General features: G+C 64.0%; 22 protein-coding genes. 8 read left to right on the forward strand and 14 right to left on the reverse strand.

The window, feature by feature from the left end; all coding sequences use genetic code 11:
• Nucleotides 1-16 precede the first annotated feature (16 nt).
• Both J5X93_RS24935 and J5X93_RS24940 read right to left on the reverse strand, forming a co-directional pair.
• Complete coding sequence (locus tag J5X93_RS24935; protein ID WP_070572070.1) at nt 17-604, reverse strand: mechanosensitive ion channel family protein; 588 nt, start codon at nt 602-604, stop codon at nt 17-19.
• Nucleotides 604-2,514 carry an ATP-binding cassette domain-containing protein gene (locus tag J5X93_RS24940; RefSeq protein WP_043208189.1) on the reverse strand — a complete coding sequence of 637 codons (1,911 nt, stop codon included), beginning with the start codon at nt 2,512-2,514 and terminating at the stop codon, nt 604-606. Before J5X93_RS24940 ends, J5X93_RS24935 begins: the two co-directional genes overlap by 1 nt.
• Before the next feature lie 69 nt (nt 2,515-2,583).
• Here J5X93_RS24940 and J5X93_RS24945 point away from each other — a divergent pair, with 69 nt between their 5' ends.
• Complete coding sequence (locus tag J5X93_RS24945; protein ID WP_250034196.1) at nt 2,584-3,066, forward strand: TIGR02444 family protein; 483 nt, start codon at nt 2,584-2,586, stop codon at nt 3,064-3,066.
• On the opposite strand, the gene J5X93_RS24950 is transcribed toward J5X93_RS24945, so the two are convergent.
• On the reverse strand, nt 3,042-4,127 hold the full coding sequence (locus J5X93_RS24950; RefSeq protein ID WP_250034198.1) for an AlgP family protein: 1,086 nt from the start codon (nt 4,125-4,127) through the stop codon (nt 3,042-3,044). The two genes, J5X93_RS24945 and J5X93_RS24950, sit on opposite strands and share 25 nt — an antisense overlap.
• A gap of 224 nt (nt 4,128-4,351) precedes the next feature.
• Here J5X93_RS24950 and J5X93_RS24955 point away from each other — a divergent pair, with 224 nt between their 5' ends.
• Complete coding sequence (locus J5X93_RS24955; RefSeq protein WP_090344264.1) at nt 4,352-5,014, forward strand: FKBP-type peptidyl-prolyl cis-trans isomerase; 663 nt, start codon at nt 4,352-4,354, stop codon at nt 5,012-5,014.
• A 9-nt stretch (nt 5,015-5,023) separates the two neighbouring features.
• Here J5X93_RS24955 and rsd read toward each other — a convergent pair whose 3' ends face one another.
• The 7 genes from rsd to J5X93_RS24990 form a co-directional block, all read right to left on the reverse strand.
• The gene (gene rsd / locus J5X93_RS24960) at nt 5,024-5,494 is read right to left on the reverse strand and encodes a sigma D regulator (RefSeq protein ID WP_090344262.1); all 471 of its coding nucleotides are present in this window, start codon (nt 5,492-5,494) and stop codon (nt 5,024-5,026) included.
• A 231-nt stretch (nt 5,495-5,725) separates the two neighbouring features.
• The gene (locus J5X93_RS24965) at nt 5,726-6,232 is read right to left on the reverse strand and encodes a disulfide bond formation protein B (protein ID WP_043213384.1); all 507 of its coding nucleotides are present in this window, start codon (nt 6,230-6,232) and stop codon (nt 5,726-5,728) included.
• A 221-nt stretch (nt 6,233-6,453) separates the two neighbouring features.
• Nucleotides 6,454-7,692 carry a heme biosynthesis protein HemY gene (locus tag J5X93_RS24970; RefSeq protein WP_182816756.1) on the reverse strand — a complete coding sequence of 413 codons (1,239 nt, stop codon included), beginning with the start codon at nt 7,690-7,692 and terminating at the stop codon, nt 6,454-6,456.
• Nucleotides 7,689-8,789 (reverse strand): uroporphyrinogen-III C-methyltransferase, encoded by a 1,101-nt coding sequence (locus J5X93_RS24975; RefSeq protein WP_043213388.1) that lies wholly within the window; start codon nt 8,787-8,789, stop codon nt 7,689-7,691. Before J5X93_RS24975 ends, J5X93_RS24970 begins: the two co-directional genes overlap by 4 nt.
• A 45-nt stretch (nt 8,790-8,834) precedes the next feature.
• Entirely contained in the window at nt 8,835-9,605 is a 771-nt protein-coding gene (locus tag J5X93_RS24980; protein ID WP_250034201.1) for a uroporphyrinogen-III synthase, read from the reverse strand.
• On the reverse strand, nt 9,602-10,543 hold the full coding sequence (gene hemC / locus J5X93_RS24985) for a hydroxymethylbilane synthase (RefSeq protein ID WP_043213392.1): 942 nt from the start codon (nt 10,541-10,543) through the stop codon (nt 9,602-9,604). The genes J5X93_RS24980 and hemC overlap by 4 nt, the downstream gene beginning before the upstream one ends.
• A gap of 105 nt (nt 10,544-10,648) precedes the next feature.
• A complete protein-coding gene (locus J5X93_RS24990) occupies nt 10,649-11,392 on the reverse strand; it encodes a LytR/AlgR family response regulator transcription factor (RefSeq protein ID WP_043213393.1) in 744 nt (247 codons plus the stop codon).
• A 308-nt stretch (nt 11,393-11,700) separates the two neighbouring features.
• Here J5X93_RS24990 and argH point away from each other — a divergent pair, with 308 nt between their 5' ends.
• On the forward strand, nt 11,701-13,095 hold the full coding sequence (argH, locus tag J5X93_RS24995; RefSeq protein WP_070572082.1) for an argininosuccinate lyase: 1,395 nt from the start codon (nt 11,701-11,703) through the stop codon (nt 13,093-13,095).
• 196 nt (nt 13,096-13,291) lie between these two features.
• Here argH and J5X93_RS25000 read toward each other — a convergent pair whose 3' ends face one another.
• On the reverse strand, nt 13,292-13,951 hold the full coding sequence (locus J5X93_RS25000) for a glutathione S-transferase (RefSeq protein WP_043213397.1): 660 nt from the start codon (nt 13,949-13,951) through the stop codon (nt 13,292-13,294).
• 145 nt (nt 13,952-14,096) lie between these two features.
• Here J5X93_RS25000 and J5X93_RS25005 point away from each other — a divergent pair, with 145 nt between their 5' ends.
• The 3 genes from J5X93_RS25005 to J5X93_RS25015 all read left to right on the forward strand — a co-directional run bounded on the left by J5X93_RS25005 (nt 14,097) and on the right by J5X93_RS25015 (nt 17,763).
• Nucleotides 14,097-14,405 (forward strand): hypothetical protein, encoded by a 309-nt coding sequence (locus J5X93_RS25005; protein ID WP_043213398.1) that lies wholly within the window; start codon nt 14,097-14,099, stop codon nt 14,403-14,405.
• A gap of 64 nt (nt 14,406-14,469) precedes the next feature.
• On the forward strand, nt 14,470-14,715 hold the full coding sequence (locus J5X93_RS25010) for a TIGR02647 family protein (protein ID WP_043213401.1): 246 nt from the start codon (nt 14,470-14,472) through the stop codon (nt 14,713-14,715).
• 183 nt (nt 14,716-14,898) lie between these two features.
• Nucleotides 14,899-17,763, forward strand: a complete 2,865-nt coding sequence (locus tag J5X93_RS25015) for a class I adenylate cyclase (RefSeq protein WP_090344248.1) — start codon at nt 14,899-14,901, stop codon at nt 17,761-17,763.
• A gap of 163 nt (nt 17,764-17,926) precedes the next feature.
• Here J5X93_RS25015 and rnk read toward each other — a convergent pair whose 3' ends face one another.
• From rnk to cyaY, 3 genes are all read right to left on the reverse strand, one after another.
• The gene (rnk, locus tag J5X93_RS25020; RefSeq protein WP_043213405.1) at nt 17,927-18,337 is read right to left on the reverse strand and encodes a nucleoside diphosphate kinase regulator; all 411 of its coding nucleotides are present in this window, start codon (nt 18,335-18,337) and stop codon (nt 17,927-17,929) included.
• Between the two features lie 133 nt (nt 18,338-18,470).
• On the reverse strand, nt 18,471-18,692 hold the full coding sequence (locus tag J5X93_RS25025; RefSeq protein WP_043213407.1) for a DUF1289 domain-containing protein: 222 nt from the start codon (nt 18,690-18,692) through the stop codon (nt 18,471-18,473).
• Nucleotides 18,693-19,025, reverse strand: a complete 333-nt coding sequence (gene cyaY, locus J5X93_RS25030) for an iron donor protein CyaY (RefSeq protein ID WP_043213409.1) — start codon at nt 19,023-19,025, stop codon at nt 18,693-18,695.
• 278 nt (nt 19,026-19,303) lie between these two features.
• Between cyaY and lptM the strand changes: the two genes are divergently transcribed.
• Both lptM and lysA read left to right on the forward strand, forming a co-directional pair.
• Nucleotides 19,304-19,522 carry an LPS translocon maturation chaperone LptM gene (gene lptM, locus J5X93_RS25035; protein ID WP_052352483.1) on the forward strand — a complete coding sequence of 73 codons (219 nt, stop codon included), beginning with the start codon at nt 19,304-19,306 and terminating at the stop codon, nt 19,520-19,522.
• A gap of 9 nt (nt 19,523-19,531) precedes the next feature.
• The gene (gene lysA, locus J5X93_RS25040; RefSeq protein ID WP_070572091.1) at nt 19,532-20,779 is read left to right on the forward strand and encodes a diaminopimelate decarboxylase; all 1,248 of its coding nucleotides are present in this window, start codon (nt 19,532-19,534) and stop codon (nt 20,777-20,779) included.
• Nucleotide 20,780: the final 1 nt, after the last annotated feature.

The raw sequence follows: 20,780 nt of genomic DNA on the forward strand, positions 1-20,780 counted from the left end.
AACACGGTCCAACGCGTCAATCCGCTTCGACCGGCTCGCCCTTCGACACCGTAGCCACTTCGGTCCCACGCCACCGGCGCACGGCTTTCTGGAAGAACTGACTGTTCGGCACCTGCACCAGCGCCCCGCCCGCCTCGGGCGTTTCCATCAGCGTGGTGTACAACAGGTTGATGGCAATCACCCGGCCCTTGACCCCCGGCTTGTCGAGGGTGTCCACCAGCTCGACCACATCACCGATACGGAACGGTCCGACGGTGAAGATCAGCACCGCGCACAGCAGGTTGGAGAGCACGCTCCAGATGGCGAAGAACGCCACCGCCGCCACCGCGACAAAGCCTGACAGCGCCGTCCACAGCACCGTGGCCGAAACGCCCAGACGCTCGAGCACGAACAACAGCGCACTGCCCATGATCAGCCAGCGCAGACCGCCACGCACCGGCACCAGCAGCTCGGGTGGCAGCGGATAGCGGTTACCCAGCCGACTCAGCCCACGAGCGATCACACGCTGCAAGATGAACGCGGCGATCAGGATCAGCAGGATCTGCAGCCCAAGCCAGAACGCGTCCATCCATTGCCCTGGCAGCAGCGAGCGCAGTTCCTCCATCAGGACAACGCCTCCAGCTCGGCTTGCATGGCCTCGAGGGTTTCCAGCGCTTGCATCCAGGCTTCTTCCAGCTCGCCCTCGCGCTGCTTGAGCTTGGTCTGACGCGCCAACAAGTCACGCAGTTCGTCCTTGCGGGACGCCTCGTACAGACCACCATCGCCCAACGCCGTCTCGATCTCGGCCAATTGCCCATGCACTTGGTTCAGCTCGGCCTCGAGCTTCTCGGCGGCGCGCTTGTGCGGTGCCAGTTGCTGACGCAACGCGGCGGCGGCCTGACGCTGGGCCTTCTTGTCGGTCTTATCCGGGTTGGCCGGGGCATTGCTGACCGGCGCACTGCGTTGGCGATAGTCGATCAACCACCGGCTGTAGTCGTCCAGGTCACCGTCGAAGGCTTCGACCTTGCCATCGGCCACCAGCAGGAAGTCGTTGGTGGTGCTCTTGAGCAGGTGACGGTCGTGGGAAACCACCACCACCGCGCCGCTGAACTCCTGCAGGGCCATGGTCAGGGCCAGGCGCATCTCCAAGTCCAAGTGGTTGGTCGGCTCATCGAGCAACAGCAGGTTCGGACGCTCCCAGGCGATCAACGCCAGGGCCAGGCGCGCCTTTTCGCCGCCGGAGAAGTTCACCACCGGCTCGTCGACGCGGTTGCCGTGGAAATCGAACCCACCGAGGAAGTCACGCAGGGTCTGCTCACGTTCGGCCGGCGCAATGCGCTGCAAGTGCAGTAGGGGGCTGGCCTTGTCGTCCAGGGAGTCGAGCTGGTGCTGGGCGAAGTAGCCCACCGCCAGGTTCTCACCCCGCACCAGGCGCCCGGCGATGGGTTCGAGCTCACCAGCGAGGTTCTTGATCAGGGTCGACTTGCCGGCGCCGTTAGGGCCCAGCAGGCCGATGCGTGCACCGGGCGCCAGCTGCAGCTTGACCTTCTCCAGGATGGCCTTGTCGCCATAGCCCAGACGGCCTTCGGAAAGGTCCAGCAGCGGGTTGGAGATTTTCTCCGACTCGCGGAAAACGAAGTCGAACGGCGAGTCCACATGGGCGGCAGACAGCTCCTCCATGCGCTCCAGGGCCTTGATCCGGCTCTGCGCCTGACGGGCCTTGGTGGCCTGGGCGCGGAAGCGCGCGATGTACTTTTCCATGTGCGCGCGGCGGGCCTGCTGCTTCTCATAGGCCTGTTGCTGCTGTGCCAGACGCTCGGCACGGGTGCGTTCGAAGGCGCTGTAGCCACCTTTGTAGAGGTTGAGCTTGCGCTGCTCGACATGCAGCACATGGTCGACCACCGCATCCAGGAAGTCGCGGTCGTGGGAAATCAGCAGCAGCGTGCCGGGATAGCCCTTGAGCCAGTCCTCCAGCCAGAGGATTGCGTCCAGGTCCAAGTGGTTGGTGGGCTCGTCGAGCAGCAGCAGATCGGATGGACACATCAGGGCCTGTGCCAGGTTCAGGCGCATCCGCCAACCGCCGGAGAAGTCGCCGACGCGTCGGTCCATCTGCTCGGTGGTGAAGCCCAGACCTGCCAGCAGCTTGCGCGCGCGGGCATCGGCGGTGTAACCGTCGGCGCTGTCGAGCTCACTGTGCAGACGCGCTACGGCAGTGCCATCGTGGGCTGCCTCGGCGACAGCCAGGTCAGCCTGGATCTTGCGCAGGCGTACGTCGCCGTCGAGCACATAGTCCACCGCCAGGCGATCGAGGGTGTCGACCTCCTGGCGCATGTGGGCGATGCGCCAGTCGCCAGGCAGTTGGCAGTCGCCTGCATCGGGCGATAGCTCACCGCGCAGCAAGGCGAACAGGCTGGATTTTCCGGCACCGTTGGCGCCGATCAGGCCGGCCTTGTGACCGGCGTGCAGGGTCATCTCGGCGCCTTCTAGCAAGCGCTGCGGACCACGCTGTAAAGTGAGATTCGATAGTCTGATCATGATGGTCGCGGAGTCTATCAGCTTCCCTTCTGGGCACACAGGCCACCTTGACCACTGGCGAGTCCGAACATGCAGAACGAATTGTGGAATCACGCCTTGGCGCTGTATCGCCAGCCCGGGGTCGAAGCGGCCTGCCTTGCACTGCAAGGGGCAGGCGCGGATGTCTGTCTGCTGCTTTGCGGGACTTGGCTACAGGCCCGCCGTGTCGCACCCGATGCGATGCGCGCGGCTGCGCTACAAGCCATTGCCGGCCCATGGCAGCAACAGGTCATAGCTCCCCTGCGCGTGCTGCGCCAACAATGGCGCGAAGCGGCGCAAGGCGATGCGCAGTTGGCGTCGCTGCGCGAGCAGGTGAAGGGATTGGAGCTGGAAGCGGAGCACATGTTGCTGGCGCGTTTGCAGGCGTGTGCGGGGCAATGGCCTGCGGACCCGAGCGGCCCGCCAGGCGATTGGCTGCAATGGCTGGTGCCCGAGCAAGCCCGTGGCCACGACGCGCTGTATCAGCTGCGCGCCGTGGCCAATGGGCGTCAGGAGGCCGACGGCGCCGACTGAGCCGGGGTGCTGGCCGGTGCTGGCGACGCGGCGGCAGGCGCTGCCGAGTTGGTCGCTGGCGCAGGGCTGCTGGTCACCGGTGCGGCAGGCTTGGCTTCTGCTGGCTTGCTGGCGGCAGGCTTGGCCGCAGCTGGTTTGGCCGGGGCCTTACGCGCAGCAGGCTTGGCAGCCGTGGTCTTGGTTGCGGCTGGTTTGGCGGTAGTCGCCTTGGCTGCGGCGGGCTTGGCTGCAGGCTTGGCGACGGCAGGTTTGGCGGCAGTCGGCTTGGCGGCGGCTTTGGCAGCGGGCTTGGCGGCGGCGGTCTTGGTCGTAGCCGGCTTGGCGGTGGCCTTGGCAGCGGCAGGTTTTGCGGCAGGTTTTGCAGCCGCGGTACGGGCGGCAGCCGGCTTGGCGGCGGCTTTGGCTGGGGCCTTGGCCGCAGGCTTGGCAGCGGCTTTCGCCGGGGCCTTGGCCGCAGTCTTGGCAGCGGCTTTCACCGGGGCCTTGGCCGCAGGCTTGGCAGCGGCTTTCACCGGCGCCTTGGCAGCGGGCTTGGCGGCTGCGGTCTTGGCAGCGGCGGTTTTGGCGGTCGGTTTTGCGGCTGGTTTTGCAGTCGCCTTGGCAGCCGGACGGGCAACGGCTTTAGTCACTGCCGGCTTGGCAGGTGCCTTAGCGGCCGACGCGCGCTGGTCGAGCGCCTTGCTGGCAGCCTCGCGCACTTTGCCAACACCCTGCGCAAGTTTCAGGCTTTCCTGAGCGTCACGTTTAAGTTGTTGAATATAAGTGCGAGTCTGCGCCTGACGCTCCTTGAGCGAGTCGAGCAACTCCTCAAGTTCAGCGGACACTTTATGTGCCTTGTTCTGAGCCTTGGCTTTACCGGCCTTGGCGGCGTCCTGCAACTTCAGGCGTGCGTTGTGCAGTTTTTCCTGGGCTTTGCCGCGCTGTTTTTCCAACTTGGCCAGCAGTTTCTCGGCATCCGCCAGCGCTTGCGAGCAGGCATCTTCCAAATGTTCGAGCAGACTACCCGAAAGTTGCTGGAGCAGGTGCAACGGCGTACTGACTGGCTTCTTCTTGGCCGACATGGTTTACCTCCTGGCTGACGAGATTGCGGCTCATACTATGCTTCTGCTGCTACCGCCGCTAGGGCATGTGGACAGTATTATGAACGCCGCGTTGCATGCCTGGGCAAAGTTGTCATCTTGCAGCTCGGTGCAAGTGTAGTTGCCCAATAAAGTGTTGCTGATATTTACACATCTTTGGCCAACAAGGCTGGCATACTTTGCGCTCATCGCAGCAGGAGTTGACCGTGCCTCGTTATCTTATTCTCGGCCTGTGCCTGACAGCGCCTTTGGCCTGGGCCAACCCTGAAGCATCCCCCTCCAACCACGACCTGGCGTACAGCCTTGGCGCCAGCCTGGGTGAACGCCTGCGTGACGAAGTGCCCGGCCTTGAGCTCGACGCTTTGGTCGAGGGCCTGCGCCAGGCCTACCAGGGCAAGCCACTGAAGCTCGACAAGCCGCGCATGCAAGCCATTCTCCAGCAACACGAAGAACAAGCCAGCGCGGCCGCCGAACAGGCCCAGATTGATAAAAGCCTGGCAGCGGAGAAACGCTTCCTGGCCAACGAGCGGGCGCGGGCCGGTGTCCACGAGCTGCCAGAAGGCATTCTTTACAGCGAGCTGGCAAGCGGTACGGGCAACTCACCCAAAGCCGGTGGCAAGGTCCAGGTACGCTACGTAGGAAAGCTGCCGGACGGCTCGGTGTTCGACCAGAACCAGCAGCCCCAATGGTTCAACCTGGACTCGGTGATCGAAGGCTGGCAAGTGGCATTGCCGCACATGAAGGCAGGGGCGAAGTGGCGCCTGGTGATCCCGTCGGCACAAGCCTATGGAGCCGAAGGTGCGGGCGACCTGATCGCGCCCTACACCCCCTTGGTCTTTGAAATCGAACTGCTGGCGGTGGCCGACTGACGCCTGCCCTCAGGCCTGCACCGCGCCCTCTTCCTTGTGCGCGTTGTGCAGTACCTCGATCAGGCAGTCCTCGAGTTCGAAGCGCTCGTGCAACAGGCTGCCGAGTTCGCCCAATTTCTTGGAGAAGCGCTCGGGGTCCTTGCACTCGCCCTTTTCGCAATGGTCGTTAAAGGCCAGTGCAATCTGGGTGATGTCGTTGATTCGCGGGTTGATCTGCTCGGCGAGCTGCAGCGCACCCTCGTCACCGAACGCCTTGGCCTCGGTGACCAGTTGTTCACTCACTTCGAAATGCCACGCCGAAACGTAGTCGACGAGCACCGCGCAAAAATCACGGTTTTTGTCTTTGTCGGCGAAGGCCGGTTTGGCCTCGCGCAAGGCGCGAAAGGCCTGGACGAGCTCCGCTCGTTCCTGGAGCCAACGGTCGATCAGCTTGTGAACCCCACCCCAGCGTTCCTGAGCGTTCTGACAACTATCGAGCATGGCGATCTCTTCCCTTCTGGGTAGATGCCGCTGCACCTCGTGCGCTAATACCGCGGCACAAAGGTGACATCAGCAGGACGGCATCGAGCAGTTGTGTTTTCGGTAAGCGTGCTGCGAGATTATTCCCGCACGTGCTGGGCTTCAAGGTACGCAGTGGACAAAGTTCATACAAGCGTTTAATACCCTGGCAGGACACCGCTGGTCGTGCGATCCCATGACATTTGTCGTGGATCAACCTTTGCCGAGTTGGCGCATGCGGTAGCCCAGCAACCAGCTCAGCGGAAGGGCCGACAAAGACAGGAACGCCAGCAGACTCCACTCGGGCAAGGTCAGGTCAACGAAGCTCCAGGTCAGCGAGGTGCAGTCGGGGCCACCCAGTACCAGCATCTTCAACGCCTGCTCCCACGACTGCTCCAGCATCCACGCGAACGGCATCTGGCAGGCATCGACCGTCAGCCCCGCCCCTTGCAACCAGACATGCCTGGATGCCAGCAGCGCCCCACTCAACGAACAACCCAGCGCCAGCACCGCATAGTTGCGCTTGCCGACCATGCCCGGCGAATGCAACACCGCACACATACACACCCATGCGTACAACCCAAGCAGCAATCGCTGACTGAAACACAGGGAGCACGGCACCAGGCCAAGGGTGTTTTCGAGACAGAACGAGGCAAGCAGGACCGCCGCCGAGGCGAAACCGCCAATCAGAAAAAAGGTGCGCAAGCGGGCCGGCAGCATGAGCGAGAAGGTCCCGGATCAAAATGAAGTAGCCCGGAACGGTAGTGGAAAGAGGCGCTTTGTTTCAAGGCGCTACAGGAGAGACAACTCCCTGATTGAAAAAGGAAAGTCTGCAACTTCGAGTAGGAGATTTCCGAAGAGAGTTAGCGTAAATGCCGCCAACCTAACAGGAGAAGTTACAGCGCCAGGTACCCACGGCTCGGCGTGGGTACCTGGTTCGGTCAGGCTCGCACGCCCTCGGGCAGTGGCAAAGCCAAGAGTCGCTCGTCCAGCAGGCCCAGCCCCTCCTGGAATAACTGATTACTGCGTTCGGTCTCACCCAGCCCGGCCAACAGCCGGGCCAGCTCAGCACAGGCTTCCGGATTGCGCTCCATACGCAGGCTGCTTTCGAGGTAGTCCCGGGCCTTGCCCCACAGTCGGTTCTGCAGGCTCAGACGGCCCAGGGTGAGCAGCAGGCTTGGGTCCTGCGGGTGGTCCTTGAGCCAGCCTTCGGCCGTTTGCAGCTGTCGGGCCGGATCGTCGCCGCGCACCAGCCCATACAGACGGGCCAGGTGGCTTTCGTATTGACGCTTGAGCGCCGTGCGCAGCACCTGTTCGGCTTCGCCCTGGGCACCGAGCTGGCGCAGCTGCTCAGCGTAGGCCGATACCAATTGCGCCTCCTGGCGCTGCGCCGCCGTAAGCTGTTGCCAGGCCCGCTCCAAGGCTTGGCGGGCAGCTTGGGCATCTTCGCCGCGGGTCGCCGCCAGGCCGAGGTTCTGACCCCAGGCGCGTTGCTCCAGCTCGGCGAGTTCCTTGGCCGGCAGCACTTTGCCTTTGCGCAGCTCCGGCAGCAGACGGATCAACGCCGACCAGTCACCTTGCTCCAGATGCAGGCGGTACAACAGGCGCAGCACCTGGTTGTTGTGAGGGTGACGCTCCTGCATGGCCAGCAGGGTTTCATGGGCACCGCCAATGTCGCCGCGATCCATCTGCAATTGCGCATGAGTCAGGGCGATGGCCAACTCGGCCTGGGGCTGACGCTCCAGGGCGCGCTCGAGCAGACTGTCGCTGTCTTCGACACGCCCCAGCTCATTGGCGGCTCGGGCCGCGCCAAGGTAGTAAAGCAATGGCTGGCGCTCGGCCTCGGCAGCGCGGTGCAGGTGGCGCTGGGCACTCGCCCAACGGCCTTCGGCAAGGTCCAGTTGCCCCTGCTCGATAGCGATGCGTGTACGACGGCTGCGGTTGCGCCGCGACCAGGGGTTGACCACACCGCTCGAAGTCAGCACCAGACCGATCAAGTAACGCACCAGCCAGAGCACCACGACGATGGCGACCAGCGCTGCGAAGGCCGCCCACAGTCCGGACTGGTAGCGGAACCCACCGTAGGCGACCAATACATAGCCACTGTGCTTGGCGACCGCGATGCCCAATGCCGCGGCTACCACGATCGCCAGCACCGCCAGCAGGTAGACGCGCTTCATGGCTTGCCCCCTTCGGCTTCCGCTGGCAGGTGGCGACGCTGGATGTACGCCTGCACCGCGGCCAGGCTCTCGGACAGGTCAGGAGTGACCACCGAGACCGGCTGTTCGGCCAGTTCGTTGAGGCTGGCGAGCATGGCCTTGCTCTGCGGGTTGTCGGCGTTGAAATTGGCCAGCAATACGCTGCGGGCATCGTCCAAGGCCTGTGTATAGACCTTCGCTTGGCCGTTGAGCGCCGCCCATTGTGCCTGCTCGATGGTCAGACTCAGCGCCAGACGCAGCTGGTTGAGCGATTGTCCGGACAATAGCGGCCGCACATTCTCGTCGGCGTTGAACTCGATCTGGAAGTACTTGGAAATCTCCGCCCACCATTGGGAGAGGCGGCTGGCGCCATCGCCATCGGCCGTCAGGGCGCCCAGGGCATCGGCCTTGGTTTCGAACTCAGGCGATTGTGCACTGAGCTGCTGGACCAGCTCGCGCTGGGCTGCCAGCTTGAGGAACAGACCGGTGCGGTCCGGCTGCTCGGTGCTGTTCAGGGTGGCCAGGCTGCGCGCCAGTTGTTCTCGGGCAGCGAATGCCCCAGGGTCGCTTTGCTCGCGAAGAATCTCGTCCGCCCCTTCGACCAGGGCCTTGGCGCTGGCGATGTCCTGCAGCGCAGAAAGACGCAGTGTCGCCAGGCGCAGCAGGTGCTCGGCCTCGGCCAGGCGCCATTCCTTGCGGCTCTCGCCCAGAATGGTTTCCAGACGCTGGTTGAGGCGTTGCTGGTCGCCCTGCAACTGTGCCACCAGGCGACGGCGGTCCTCCAGCTCGCTGGCCGCCGGCAGGGTGGCCAGTTGCGCGCTGATCTGCTGCTCGCGTTGTTGCAACGCCTCGGTGCGCTCGTTCAGGGCCTGCAGATGCTGGCCCTGGCCCTGCTCGCTGCCTTGCAGCTGACGGACCTGCCAGACACCCCAGCCACCGACGGCGACCCCTGCCGCGCCGAGCAGCAGGGCCAACAGTGCCAGGCCGTTGCCAGAGCGCTTGGCAGGCGTGGCGGAGGTGGATTCCGGCGTATCGGACGCCGTGGGTTGTTCGTTGTTGGACAAGACAGTTTCGCTCACGTATCCATCCTTTGCATGGGGGCGCGTCGCATTGAGCTTAGCGCCTTAGTCGGCAGGTGCAGTAGTTCGCTGCACGGCTGCCATCAAGGCCGCGGCATTGGCGCCACGGCAATCCACTATCTGTTGGGCGCCCAACGCCCTGGCTTGTTCGGCTACCCGCGGGCTCGGCACGAACAATGGCAGGCGCGCCAGGCGTGGCCAGTCGGCCCCCGCCAGCTGCAGCAGGTGCTCCAGCCCCTGCCCACTGCTGACCACCAGGCCATTCAGGCGTTCCGCCTCGATGCGGCGCAGCAGGGTGCCAGCCGGATACACCGGCAGGTTGCGTCGATACAGTTCCAGATAATCGACATTAGCACCTTGCTCTGCGAGACGCCCGGCCAGCAGTTCGCGACCTCCGACGCCCCTCACGATCAAAACGCGAGGGGTGGCGGTCCGGTTCATAGCCTCGCGCAGGTGCGGTAGCGCGAGCAAGGCCTCGCTGTCGTCACCTTGCGCCGAAAAGTCAACTTTCAAGCCCTGCGCCTGCAGCACCTGCGCCGTAGCCGCCCCCACGGTGAACCAACCTTCTCGCGGCGGCTGCAGGCCGGCCTGGCCCAACTGCTCGAGTAACAGGCGCGCGGCTGGCTTGCTGACCACGATGATCACCTGGTAACCGTGCAAGTCCGCCAGGTATTGGCGCTGCCCGGCCTGCAGCGCAACCGGTTCGATGGCCAGCAAAGGCAGGCTGCTGCTGGCGATCCCTGCCTGCGCGAGGCTTTGCGCCAGCGCCTGGCACTCCTCTTCGGGGCGGGTCAGCAGCAGGCGCCAAGGGCTCACGGGTGCCCAGCCTCGCCGTAGACCTCCTTGAGGATGGCCTCGGCCCCCTGGCCAAGCAGATCTTCAGCGACCTGCACACCCAAAGCCTCGGCCTGGCCACGCGGGCCGCGGGCTTCGGCCACCAGCAACGTGCCGCCGCTGGGCTGGCCGACCAGGCCACGCAGCCACAGTTGCTCGCCTTCAAGTACCGCGTAGCAGGCGATCGGCACCTGGCAACCGCCGTTCAGGCGTTTGTTCAGCGCCCGCTCGGCCACCACGCGATCGGCGGTGTCGGTGTGATGAAGCGGCGCCAGCAAGGCGTGGATCGCCTGGTCCGCACTGCGGCATTCGATGCCCACCGCGCCCTGGCCACCGGCGGGCAGGCTCTCGTCGACGCTGATGGTGGAACTGATGCGGTCTTCGAAACCAAGGCGGATCAAGCCAGCCGCGGCGAGGATGATGGCGTCGTACTCGCCAGCATCGAGCTTGGCCAGGCGGGTATTGACGTTGCCGCGCAGGAAGCGGATCTGCAGGTCCGGGCGTCGCGCGAGCAACTGAGCCTGGCGGCGCAGGCTGGAGGTACCGACGATACTGCCGGCCGGCAGCGCATCGAGGCTGGCGAAGGTATTGGATACGAACGCATCGCGTGGATCTTCGCGCTCGCAGATGCAGTACAGGCCCAAGCCTTCAGGGAAGTCCATGGGCACGTCCTTCATCGAATGCACGGCGATATCGGCCTCGTGCTCGAGCAGGGCGGTTTCCAGTTCCTTGACGAACAGGCCCTTGCCGCCGATCTTCGACAATGGCGAGTCGAGCAGCTTGTCACCGCGGCTGACCATGGGCACCAGGGTCACGACCAGGCCAGGATGGGCCTCTTCCAGGCGGGCTTTGACATATTCGGCCTGCCACAGGGCCAGGGCACTTTTACGGGTGGCAATGCGGATTTCACGAGTGGACATGGAACGCCCCGATCCAGGAGAAATGCCGCCGATGATAACAGCTCCGCCAGCGCACCTAGCAGATTCAGGTCATCACCCGGCCTTCCCTGGCCGACATCCGACGGTTCAGAGCGTCTGCATCATCTTGCGCACACCCGCCACGTGGCGGCGACTGACTGTCAGCGCATCGCCGTCGAGCCCTTTGAGGAACAGCTGGAAGTGCCCAAGCGGCGTGCGTTGCAGGCGTTCGATACGCTCCCGGGCGACCAGGGCGTTGCGGTGGATGCGCACGAAGCGCTCGCCGAACTCGTCCTCCAGGGCTTTGAGCGGCTCGTCCAGCAAGACCTCCCCGGCCTCGTGGCGCAAGGTCACGTACTTGTGGTCGGCAATGAAATAGATCACCTGGGGCAAGGGAATCAGCTCGATACCCTTGCGGGTCCGCGCACTGATATGACTGCGCGGGCCGCCGCCTTCATTGGCCGGGCGGGTGAGCGCGGCGAGCTGGGCGCGGTTGGGTTTGTCGGCCTTGCGCAAGGCTTCGCGCAGGGCCTGAGGCTGGATGGGTTTGGTCACATGGCTGAGGGTGCTTTCCCGGAAAGCCTGGCTTCCGTACTCGTCGTCACCGGTACAGAACACCACCGCCGGTGGCGCTTCGCGCTCGCACAGCCGGGCGGCCACCTGAAGGCCATCCAGACCAGGCATGCCGATGTCCAACAGCACCACATCAGGCTTGAGGCTGTCGATCAAGGCCAGGGCCTCCTCGCCGTTGGTGGCACTGGGCTCCAGCACGGTGTAGCCCTCCAGCTCGCCAAGCATCCGGGTCAGGCGTTCACGGGCCAGGGGTTCGTCATCAACGATCAGGACATTCATAATTACGCTGGATTCCTGAGTGAGTCTCGCATGGGTATAGCGTAGACAAGGTGTAGGGCGACCGACACGCGGTCACGCTCTAGACCGATGCGACGGCCAAAGATTCACTGGCCCGGCAGATTCGCCGCCAGTCCTCTGTCCAACTGTAGACGGTCCGTGGAACACTGCCGTTCAATCGTTGAATATCCCCACACACCGATTCACCCTGGGCTTTGCGAGATTTCTCTCGACCAGCGCCCTGCGGCGCGCGCTCCAACCCTGTTATGATCGGCGCCACTTTTTCGTTCACGCCTTCAACGAGTGAATCCATGAGCACCGACAAGACCAATCAGTCCTGGGGCGGCCGCTTCAGTGAGCCCGTCGACGCCTTCGTCGCCCGTTTCACCGCCTCGGTCGATTTCGACAAGCGCCTCTACCGCCACGACATCATGGGTTCGATCGCCCACGCCACCATGCTGGCGCAGGTCGGCGTACTCACCGACGCCGAGCGCGATGCCATCATCGACGGCCTGAAGACCATCCAGGGCGAGATCGAAGCGGGCAGCTTCGACTGGCGCGTCGACCTGGAAGATGTGCACATGAACATCGAGGCCCGCCTGACCGACCGCATCGGCATCACCGGCAAGAAGCTGCACACCGGCCGCAGCCGCAACGACCAGGTGGCTACCGACATCCGCCTGTGGCTGCGCGACGAGATCGACCTGATCCTGGCCGAGATCACCCGCCTGCAGCAGGGCCTGCTGGAGCAGGCCGAGCGCGAAGCCGAGACCATCATGCCCGGCTTCACCCACCTGCAGACCGCACAGCCGGTGACTTTCGGTCATCACCTGCTGGCCTGGTTCGAGATGCTCAGCCGCGACTACGAGCGCCTGGTCGACTGCCGCAAGCGCACCAACCGTATGCCGCTGGGCAGCGCCGCGCTGGCCGGCACCACCTACCCGATCGACCGTGAGCTGACCTGCAAGCTGCTGGGCTTCGAGGCCGTCGCCGGCAATTCGCTGGATGGCGTCTCGGACCGCGACTTCGCCATCGAATTCTGCGCCGCGGCGAGCCTGGCGATGATGCACCTGTCGCGCTTCTCCGAAGAGCTGGTGCTGTGGACCAGCGCGCAGTTCCAGTTCATCGACCTGCCCGACCGCTTCTGCACCGGCAGCTCGATCATGCCGCAAAAGAAGAACCCGGACGTCCCGGAGCTGGTGCGTGGCAAGAGCGGCCGCGTGTTCGGCGCCCTGACCGGCCTGCTGACCCTGATGAAAGGCCAGCCGCTGGCCTACAACAAGGACAATCAGGAAGACAAGGAGCCCCTGTTCGACGCCGCCGATACCCTGCGCGACTCCCTGCGCGCCTTCGCCGACATGATTCCGGCGATCAAGCCCAAGCACGCAATCATGCGTGAAGCGGCCCTGCGCGGCTTCTCCACTGCCACGGACCTCGCCGATTACCTGGTCCGTCGTGGCCTGCCGTTCCGTGACTGCCACGAGATCGTCGGTCACGCGGTGAAGTATGGCGTCGACACCGGCAAGGATCTGGCCGAGATGAGCCTGGACGAACTGCGCCAGTTCAGCGATCAAATCGAGCAGGATGTCTTCGCCGTGCTGACCCTGGAAGGCTCGGTCAATGCGCGCAACCACATTGGCGGCACCGCACCGGCCCAAGTGCGTGCAGCCGTGGCCCGCGGCAAGGCGCTGCTGGCTTCGCGTTAAGCCGCTTCGCGAGGGTTTGCCCTCAGTCGCGGCAGTTCGGCGCCTCGATGAACTCACGCCCCCAGCGTTTTAGTGATTTCAGTGGGAGCGGGTTCATCGAGGTGCCGAACCGCCGCGAACACCGGCAAAGCCGGTGCCTTGCAGCACGATGGGTGATGAACCCGCTCCTCTTGGTCGCATACGGCCGCTACTTCTCTCAGCGCTTGCTGCGAACCATCTCCAGGAAAGCCGGCATCGCCGCCTCCTTGTCCGCCACGATCTTCGCCATGTGCGGGTTCGCCCCCAGCACCTCCAGCAATGCCTTGGCCTCGGGGAACTCGGCCAGGAAATCGACGTTCAGCACCTTCTTGCCCACTGCGCAGGCCAGGTCCACCGAGAAGCAGAACATCAGATCGGCCAGCGTCAACGTTTCGCCTGCCACGTAAGGGGCAAACTTGCCGTTGCGCTTGAGCGTGGCAAAACCGGCCAGCAGCTCGGTGCGGGCGCGCTCCTTGATCAGCGGCTCGACGGCCATACCGAAGAAAGCCTCGGAATAACAGGTCCGCGCCGGAAGCTCGATATACAGTTCGATTTCCTTGACCAGCTCCCGCACCTTGGCCTGTGCGAAGGCATCTGCCGGCAACAGCGGCTTACCGCCCTGGGTCTGCTCGATGTAATCGAGGATCACTGTGGTTTCGCTGAGAAAACCGTGCTCGGTCTCGAGCACCGGTACCTTGCCGCGGGGACTGATCGCCAGGGCTTGCGGGGTCTGATTGGGAACGAACAGCACCTCTTCGAATGGCAGGCCTTTCTCCAGCAAGGCCAGTTTGACCATGTTGTAGTAGTTGCTGACCGCGAATCCGTGAAGCTTGAGCATTGTTACAGCCTCCAGGCCGTGTGGGGATGGCCCGGCTTTTATAGACTCATCCCCAGGCTCTGACCAGCATCATCGACCCTATCGATGGCCAGGCATGACCCGCGCAAGCATGGCAAACTGTGCATCCCACCCCAGGAGCACTGCCATGAGCGAGCCCAGCGACATCGACAACAACGAAGAGGAAGCCTTCGTAGAGGCAACCCTGACCCAGGCCATCGAGAACCAGATCGAAAGCGGCGAGCCGCCGGCAGCCAAGGCCACATTCAACAAACTGACCCTGGTCGGCTACGAACGCGAGGACATCCTCAACCTCATGGCCCATGTCCTGGCCATCGAGATCGATGCCATGCTCGACGAGGACCGCCCCTTCAATGGCGAGTGGTACGAGAACGCCTTGCGCGCCTTGCCCGAGCTGCCACCTGAAGCAGATCAAGGCGACGACGACGAAGCCTGACTACACTCCAGGATCAGGCACCGATCACGGTGCCTCCGTCCTTGTCTGGAAGTCAGGAGTCCCCATGTCCTTTACCCCCGAACTGATCGCTGAACTGGAAGTCCTCGCCCTGTTCAACCTGGATTCCCACCAGGAAGGCATCAAGGTCCACAGCAACGCTGCCCCTGCCCTGGTGGCCGCAGCCCGCCGCCTGTACGACAAGCAACTCACCGACCAGCCCGATGGTGGCTACCTGACCAGCCTGGGGCTGGATGCCGCCCAGAGCGTTCAGCAAGTGCTGACCATCCTCAAGGCCGCGCAGCCAGCCTGAGTCTTTCGCCGCCGTTACGTACAGCCCAATCCGCCCGACATGTCTGTCGGGACGGGTTTGGTTGTGAACGCGGCCTGCAATGACGGGGAAATGACGCCAAAAAACCCGTTTTTTTGCTTATCCGACCCCATCACTCAGGCTAAACTCGCCGGTGCTTCCCCTGGCCGTGTCCTTGAGTGTGCAATGAACAGCCCCCACGAAATCCGCCCCGACCTCGAGCAAGGCATCGACCGCAAGGAACTGGCGAAACTGCGTGCGCGCTTTCTGCACCTGAACCAAGGCCGCCTGGAGCGTGCGCGGGAAGGGCTCTCCACCCGCCAGCAACAGGTGCTGACCGCACTGCCCCTGCTGTTTCACGTCAACCACCCCGTGCTCCCAGGTTATGTCTCGGGCACGACGCCAGCGGGTGTCTCGGGCTTCGAGCCTGGCCCCGATCTGCTGGCCGAAGCCCAGCGCCTGGCCCGCTCCTTCACCTACAAACCCCGCCACGGCACGGCGCCGCAGCCGATCCACGGGCTTTTTCTGATGGGCAGCCTGGGCACGCTGGCCCAGGCCGAGCAGAGCGACATGGACCTGTGGGTATGTCACGCCCCAGGGTTACAGGAAGACGAACTGGCCGAACTGCGGCGCAAATGCCAGCTTCTGGAAACCTGGGCCGCCAGCCAGGGCGCCGAGGCGCATTTCTTCCTCATCGAGCCCCAGGGGTTCGTCCAGGGCGAGCGCAATGGAGAGCTCAGCTCCGACGACTGCGGGACTACCCAGCATTACCTGCTGCTCGATGAGTTCTACCGCACCGCGATCTGGCTGGCCGGGCGCACACCACTGTGGTGGCTGGTGCCCGTGTACGAGGAACACAACTACCGGGCCTACACCCAGACCCTGCTGTCCAAACGGTTCATCCGCGCCGAGGACGACCTGGACCTCGGTCACCTGGCGCATATCCCGCCCGGCGAATTCGTCGGCGCCGGCTTGTGGCAGTTGTTCAAGGGGATCGACTCGCCCTACAAGTCATTGCTCAAACTGTTGCTCACCGAGGTCTATGCCAGCGAACACCCCGATGTGCGCTGCCTGAGCCTGGAATACAAGCAGGCGGTGTTCGCCAACCAGCTGGACCTTGACGCGCTGGACCCCTACGTGATGGTCTACCGGCGCATCGAGCAGTACCTGCAACAACGGGGTGAGTCCACCCGCCTGGAGCTGGTACGTCGTAGCCTGTACCTGAAAGTGAACAAGAAACTCAGCGAGCTCGGCCGCTCCCGCGCCAGCGGCTGGCAACGCCAGTTGCTCGCGCGTCTGACCAATGAGTGGGGCTGGGACGAACGCCAACTGGCCATGCTCGATACCCGTAGCCAATGGAAGGTACGCCAGGTAGCCGCGGAACGCCGTGAGCTGGTAGCCGAGCTCAACCACAGCTATCGCTTCCTCACCCAGTTCGCCCGCGACCAGAGCGCCAGCAGCCGTGCCGACCAACGCGACCTCAATGTGCTGGGTCGACGGCTGTATGCGGCCTTCGAGCGCCGGGCCGGCAAGATCGAGGTGATCAACCCGGGTATCGCGCCGGACCTGGCCGAAGACACCCTGACCCTGGTCCAGTCGCCCAACCGCAAGGAGCCGGGCACCACCCATTGGGGCCTGTACAACGGCAACCTGGGCGTACACGAATGGGAGCACTTCAGCCCACTGAAGCGTTGCCGCGAGCTGCTCGAGCTGCTCACCTGGGCCCATCGCAATGGCGTGATCGACAACACCACGCGCCTGGCCTTGCACCCCGGCGACAGCGACCTGACCGACTTTGAGCTGTTCAATCTGCTGGGCAGCTTGCAACAGAGCATCCCGCTGCCACTGGGGACGGTCAGCGAAGTCCGCCTGCTGCAACCGAGCGTGGCCGATGAGGTCCTGCTGCTGGTCAACGTCGGCGTCGATCCGCTGCGTCATCATCGCGATCTGAACATCCTGATGACCACCGAACGCACCGACTCGCTGAGCTACGCCGGGGTGCGCGAAAACCTCGTCCTGACGCTCGATCAGGTCACCCTCAACAGTTGGAACGAGGTGCTGGTCCAGCGCTACGACGGCGAACACGCGCTGGTGCGCTGCCTGCGCGACTTCCTCAACAGCCTCGGCCAGCGCAATCAACGCCCCCGGCTACGGGTGCGCTGCTTCTGTCGCAATCGCGCCCAGGCCATCGCCCTGCGGGTCGAGGAAATCTTCGACACCGCTCAATTGCTGCTCGAGCAGAGGCTCAACCATCGCTACCTGCTGCAGGTGGCGCAGCACACCCATGTACTGGAACTGCAACCTGGACAAGTCACCCTGACCACCCTGCCCGATCATGACGCGGTACTGGGTTGTCTGGGCGAGGAGCGCGGCCAGTACAGCCCTCTGCACCTGGATGCCAACGCCTTGCAGGACCATGACCTGCCGCTGGTGCTGGAACAGGGCCGCCGCGATTGCCTGCAGGTGTTCTATCGCCTGCTGGAGGGGTGGGCCGACCTGTACGTGCTGGATGAATACAACGCCCTGTGGCATCAACGCCTACCGTTGCAGGACGAGGCACACTTGTTGCTGCCGCTGCAACGCTTCCTGCGCTCGGTTGTGGTGCGACACGATGCGCAGCTGCCGCTGGACAGCCTGCAGCAGGCGTCGCTGGAAATCCTTTACTACCAGTTGCTGCCATCAGGCCCTGGCAAGGCGCGCAGCCTCGAGCCACGGCCGTCACCGCGCGAAGGCATCGGCCAGCCCTACTACGAGGTTCAGGCGATCCTGCAGGCCGGGGCGGCGGACGAGATGCACATCACGCTCTACTGCAACCAACAGGAGTTCTCCGAGCTGGAGCATGGCGACCAGCTGTACGCCGTGGTCGCTCGGCAGATCCTGGGGCAACGCCGTGGCGCGGGCAGCTATCGGTGCTACATCACCGACCTGGACTTGTCCGAACTGCTAGGTGACGACCAAGGCTCCACCGCGCTTTATCTGCGCTACAAAACCGAGTTGGAGCGGGCGCTCAACGATGGCCTGGAGCAGTTGCAGGCGACCTTGGAGCCTTGATGCCTCCAGGGCGCGGACCGGGCCGAGAGCCTGGCGGTGGCACTTGCGTAGTATCGCGGGTGGACCCCGCTCCCACAGGGCCGACGTAGATCCTTGCGAGAGCGGGTCTACCTGCGAAAGTACCCGATCAGACAATGCAAGACGGTGAGCCCATCTGTGTGTCTCAGAGGTCGTAGTCCCCCGCAGCTTCCGGCTGGTACTCAACGGCCAGCAGCTTGAGCTTGAGCGTCTTGCCGCCCGGGGCTGGCCAGTCGATCTGGTCCCCGACCGACAGCCCCAGCAACGCACAACCGATCGGCGCCAGGATCGAGACGTTGCCTTCGGGGCCGGCATCCTTCGGGTAGACCAGGGTCAGGTGATAGTCCTTGCCACTGGCTTCCTCGCGGCAGTGCACACGCGAGTTCATGGTCACCACACCGGCCGGGACGTCCTCGTGACCGACCACCTGATCGGCGCGGTCCAGCTCGTCCTGAAGGGCGAGCACACCCGGCGTACTTTCGTCGAGGCTGTCGATCAGGCGCTCGAGACGCTGTACGTCCAATCGGGTGAGGATGAGGGAAGGCTTGGTGCTCATGATCCAGTCAGACTCCTTTTTAACAGGCAGATAAAGCAAAACCCCGCCCAAGGGCGGGGTTTGTGAATGCTTTTGACGTCATCGACGCAAGCCCGACACTACCACAGCCGGACAAATACTCAAGCCCGGACCGTCAATGGCCGATGTGCTGCCCTCGCAGGGCCTGGGCTTCACGGCAGATCTGCCGGCGCCGTTCGTCGTCGGCCGAACGCCATTCGCGGATGTGCTCGACATGACGGAAACACCCGGTACAGACCCGGCGCTCGTCGAGCCGACACACGCTGATGCAAGGCGACGGCACCGCCGGGCTGACGTTACTGTAAAGCGGCTTGGGTGGCCGAGGCTGGTCGCTCATTCAGATCTCGTCGAAGTCCAGCTTCTCGCCGGCTCGCTCCCAGACGATACGCTCGAGCATCTCGCCCAGCAGCTCTTCGCTCTTCTCGCAGACCCACTTGCCGCTCTCTTCGTCGTAGTCGAAGTGGAATCCCCCGGAACGGTCGGCCAGCCAAAGCTGGCGCAGCGGCTCCTGGCGGCTGAAGATCAGCTGGCTGCCGCTGTCGAACTTGATGGTGAGCACCCCGGCGGAGTTCTCCATGTCCACGTCCAGGCCGCTCTCATCGAACAGGTCTTCCAGGGCCTGTTGGGTCGCGTCGACCAGATCGTGGAAACGCGCTTCGCTCAAACTCATTGCAGGTACCTCGAAATTGGCTGCTTACGGCAAGCCGGGCAAGATACGGGCGACTTGCCGGGAATGCAAAGCATCAAGCTATAAGCTTCGCGCTATAAGCTTCAAGCTTCGAGCGGGAAGCTGCAAGCGGCGGAAAAAAGAGCTGAGCCTGCGTCGAACCGTACGTCCTTGTCAGTGAAGCTTGATCGGGCCGCCAGGCGGACCGGTCCTTGCATAGGCAATCCGGCAGGCGCTCGGTATACTCGGGCGCAATACTGCATATTTCAAAGGATTCGCCAATGAAGCGCCTGATTTCCTCCCTCGCGGCGCTGGTCGCGGTTGCCTGCCTCGTTTCGGCCTGCGGTCAGAAAGGCCCTCTGTACCTGCCGGAAGACGGCAAGGACGGCAAGGACGCCCGTAAATCGCACCAGCATCAAGCGGTCCAGCCGGCCCAACCGGCCGAGACGCTCGAGCCTGCCGAACCCGCCCAGCCAGAGTCGCAGCCCGCGCAGTACTAAGGAAATCCAATGGACGCTTTCAACTACCGCGACGGCGAGCTGTTCGCGGAAGGCGTGGCCCTGTCGGCCATCGCCGAACGTTTCGGCACCCCGACCTACGTGTACTCGCGCGCCCACATCGAGGCCCAGTACCGCAGCTACACCGATGCCCTGCAAGGCACCGAGCACTTGGTCTGCTTCGCGGTCAAGGCCAACTCCAACCTGGGCGTGCTGAACGTCCTGGCGCGCCTGGGTGCAGGCTTCGACATCGTTTCCGGCGGTGAATTGGAGCGTGTGCTAGCCGCTGGCGGACGCGCCGATCGGGTGGTGTTCTCCGGTGTCGGCAAAACCCGTGACGACATGCGTCGCGCGCTGGAAGTCGGCGTGCACTGCTTCAACGTCGAATCCACCGAAGAGCTCGAGCGCCTGCAAGTGGTGGCGGCCGAGATGGGCAAAGTCGCCCCGGTCTCGCTACGCGTGAACCCGGATGTCGATGCCGGCACCCACCCGTACATCTCCACAGGTCTCAAGGAAAACAAGTTCGGCATCGCCATCGCCGACGCCGAAGCCATTTACGTGCGCGCCGCGCAACTGCCCAACCTGGAAGTGGTGGGCGTGGACTGCCACATCGGCTCGCAGCTGACCACCGTCGAGCCCTTCCTCGATGCCCTGGACCGCCTGCTGGTGTTGGTCGACCGCCTGGCCGAGTGCGGTATCCACCTGCGTCACCTGGACCTGGGCGGTGGTGTCGGCGTTCGCTACCGCGACGAAGAGCCACCGCTGGTATCGGACTACATCCAGGCCATCCGCGAGCGCGTCGGCGAACGTGACCTGGCCCTGGTGTTCGAGCCGGGCCGTTACATCGTCGCCAATGCCGGTGTCCTGCTGACCCGCGTCGAGTACCTCAAGCACACCGAACACAAGGACTTCGCCATCATCGATGGAGCGATGAACGACCTGATCCGCCCGGCCCTGTACCAGGCCTGGATGGGCGTCAGCGCGGTCAAGCCGCGTGCCGGCGAAGGCCGCACCTATGACCTGGTCGGTCCGATCTGCGAAACCGGCGACTTCCTGGCCAAGGACCGCGTACTGAACCTGGCCGAAGGCGATCTGCTGGCCGTTCAGTCCGCCGGCGCCTATGGTTTTGTCATGAGCTCGAACTACAACACCCGTGGCCGCTGCGCCGAAGTGCTGGTCGATGGCAACGAGGCTTTCGAAGTCCGTCGCCGGGAAACCATTGCCGAACTGTTCGCCGGCGAAAGCCTGCTGCCGGAGTGAA

Source organism: Pseudomonas sp. BYT-1 (assembly GCF_023611805.1).
In the GTDB taxonomy this organism is placed as follows: Bacteria; Pseudomonadota; Gammaproteobacteria; order Pseudomonadales; family Pseudomonadaceae; genus Aquipseudomonas; species Aquipseudomonas guariconensis.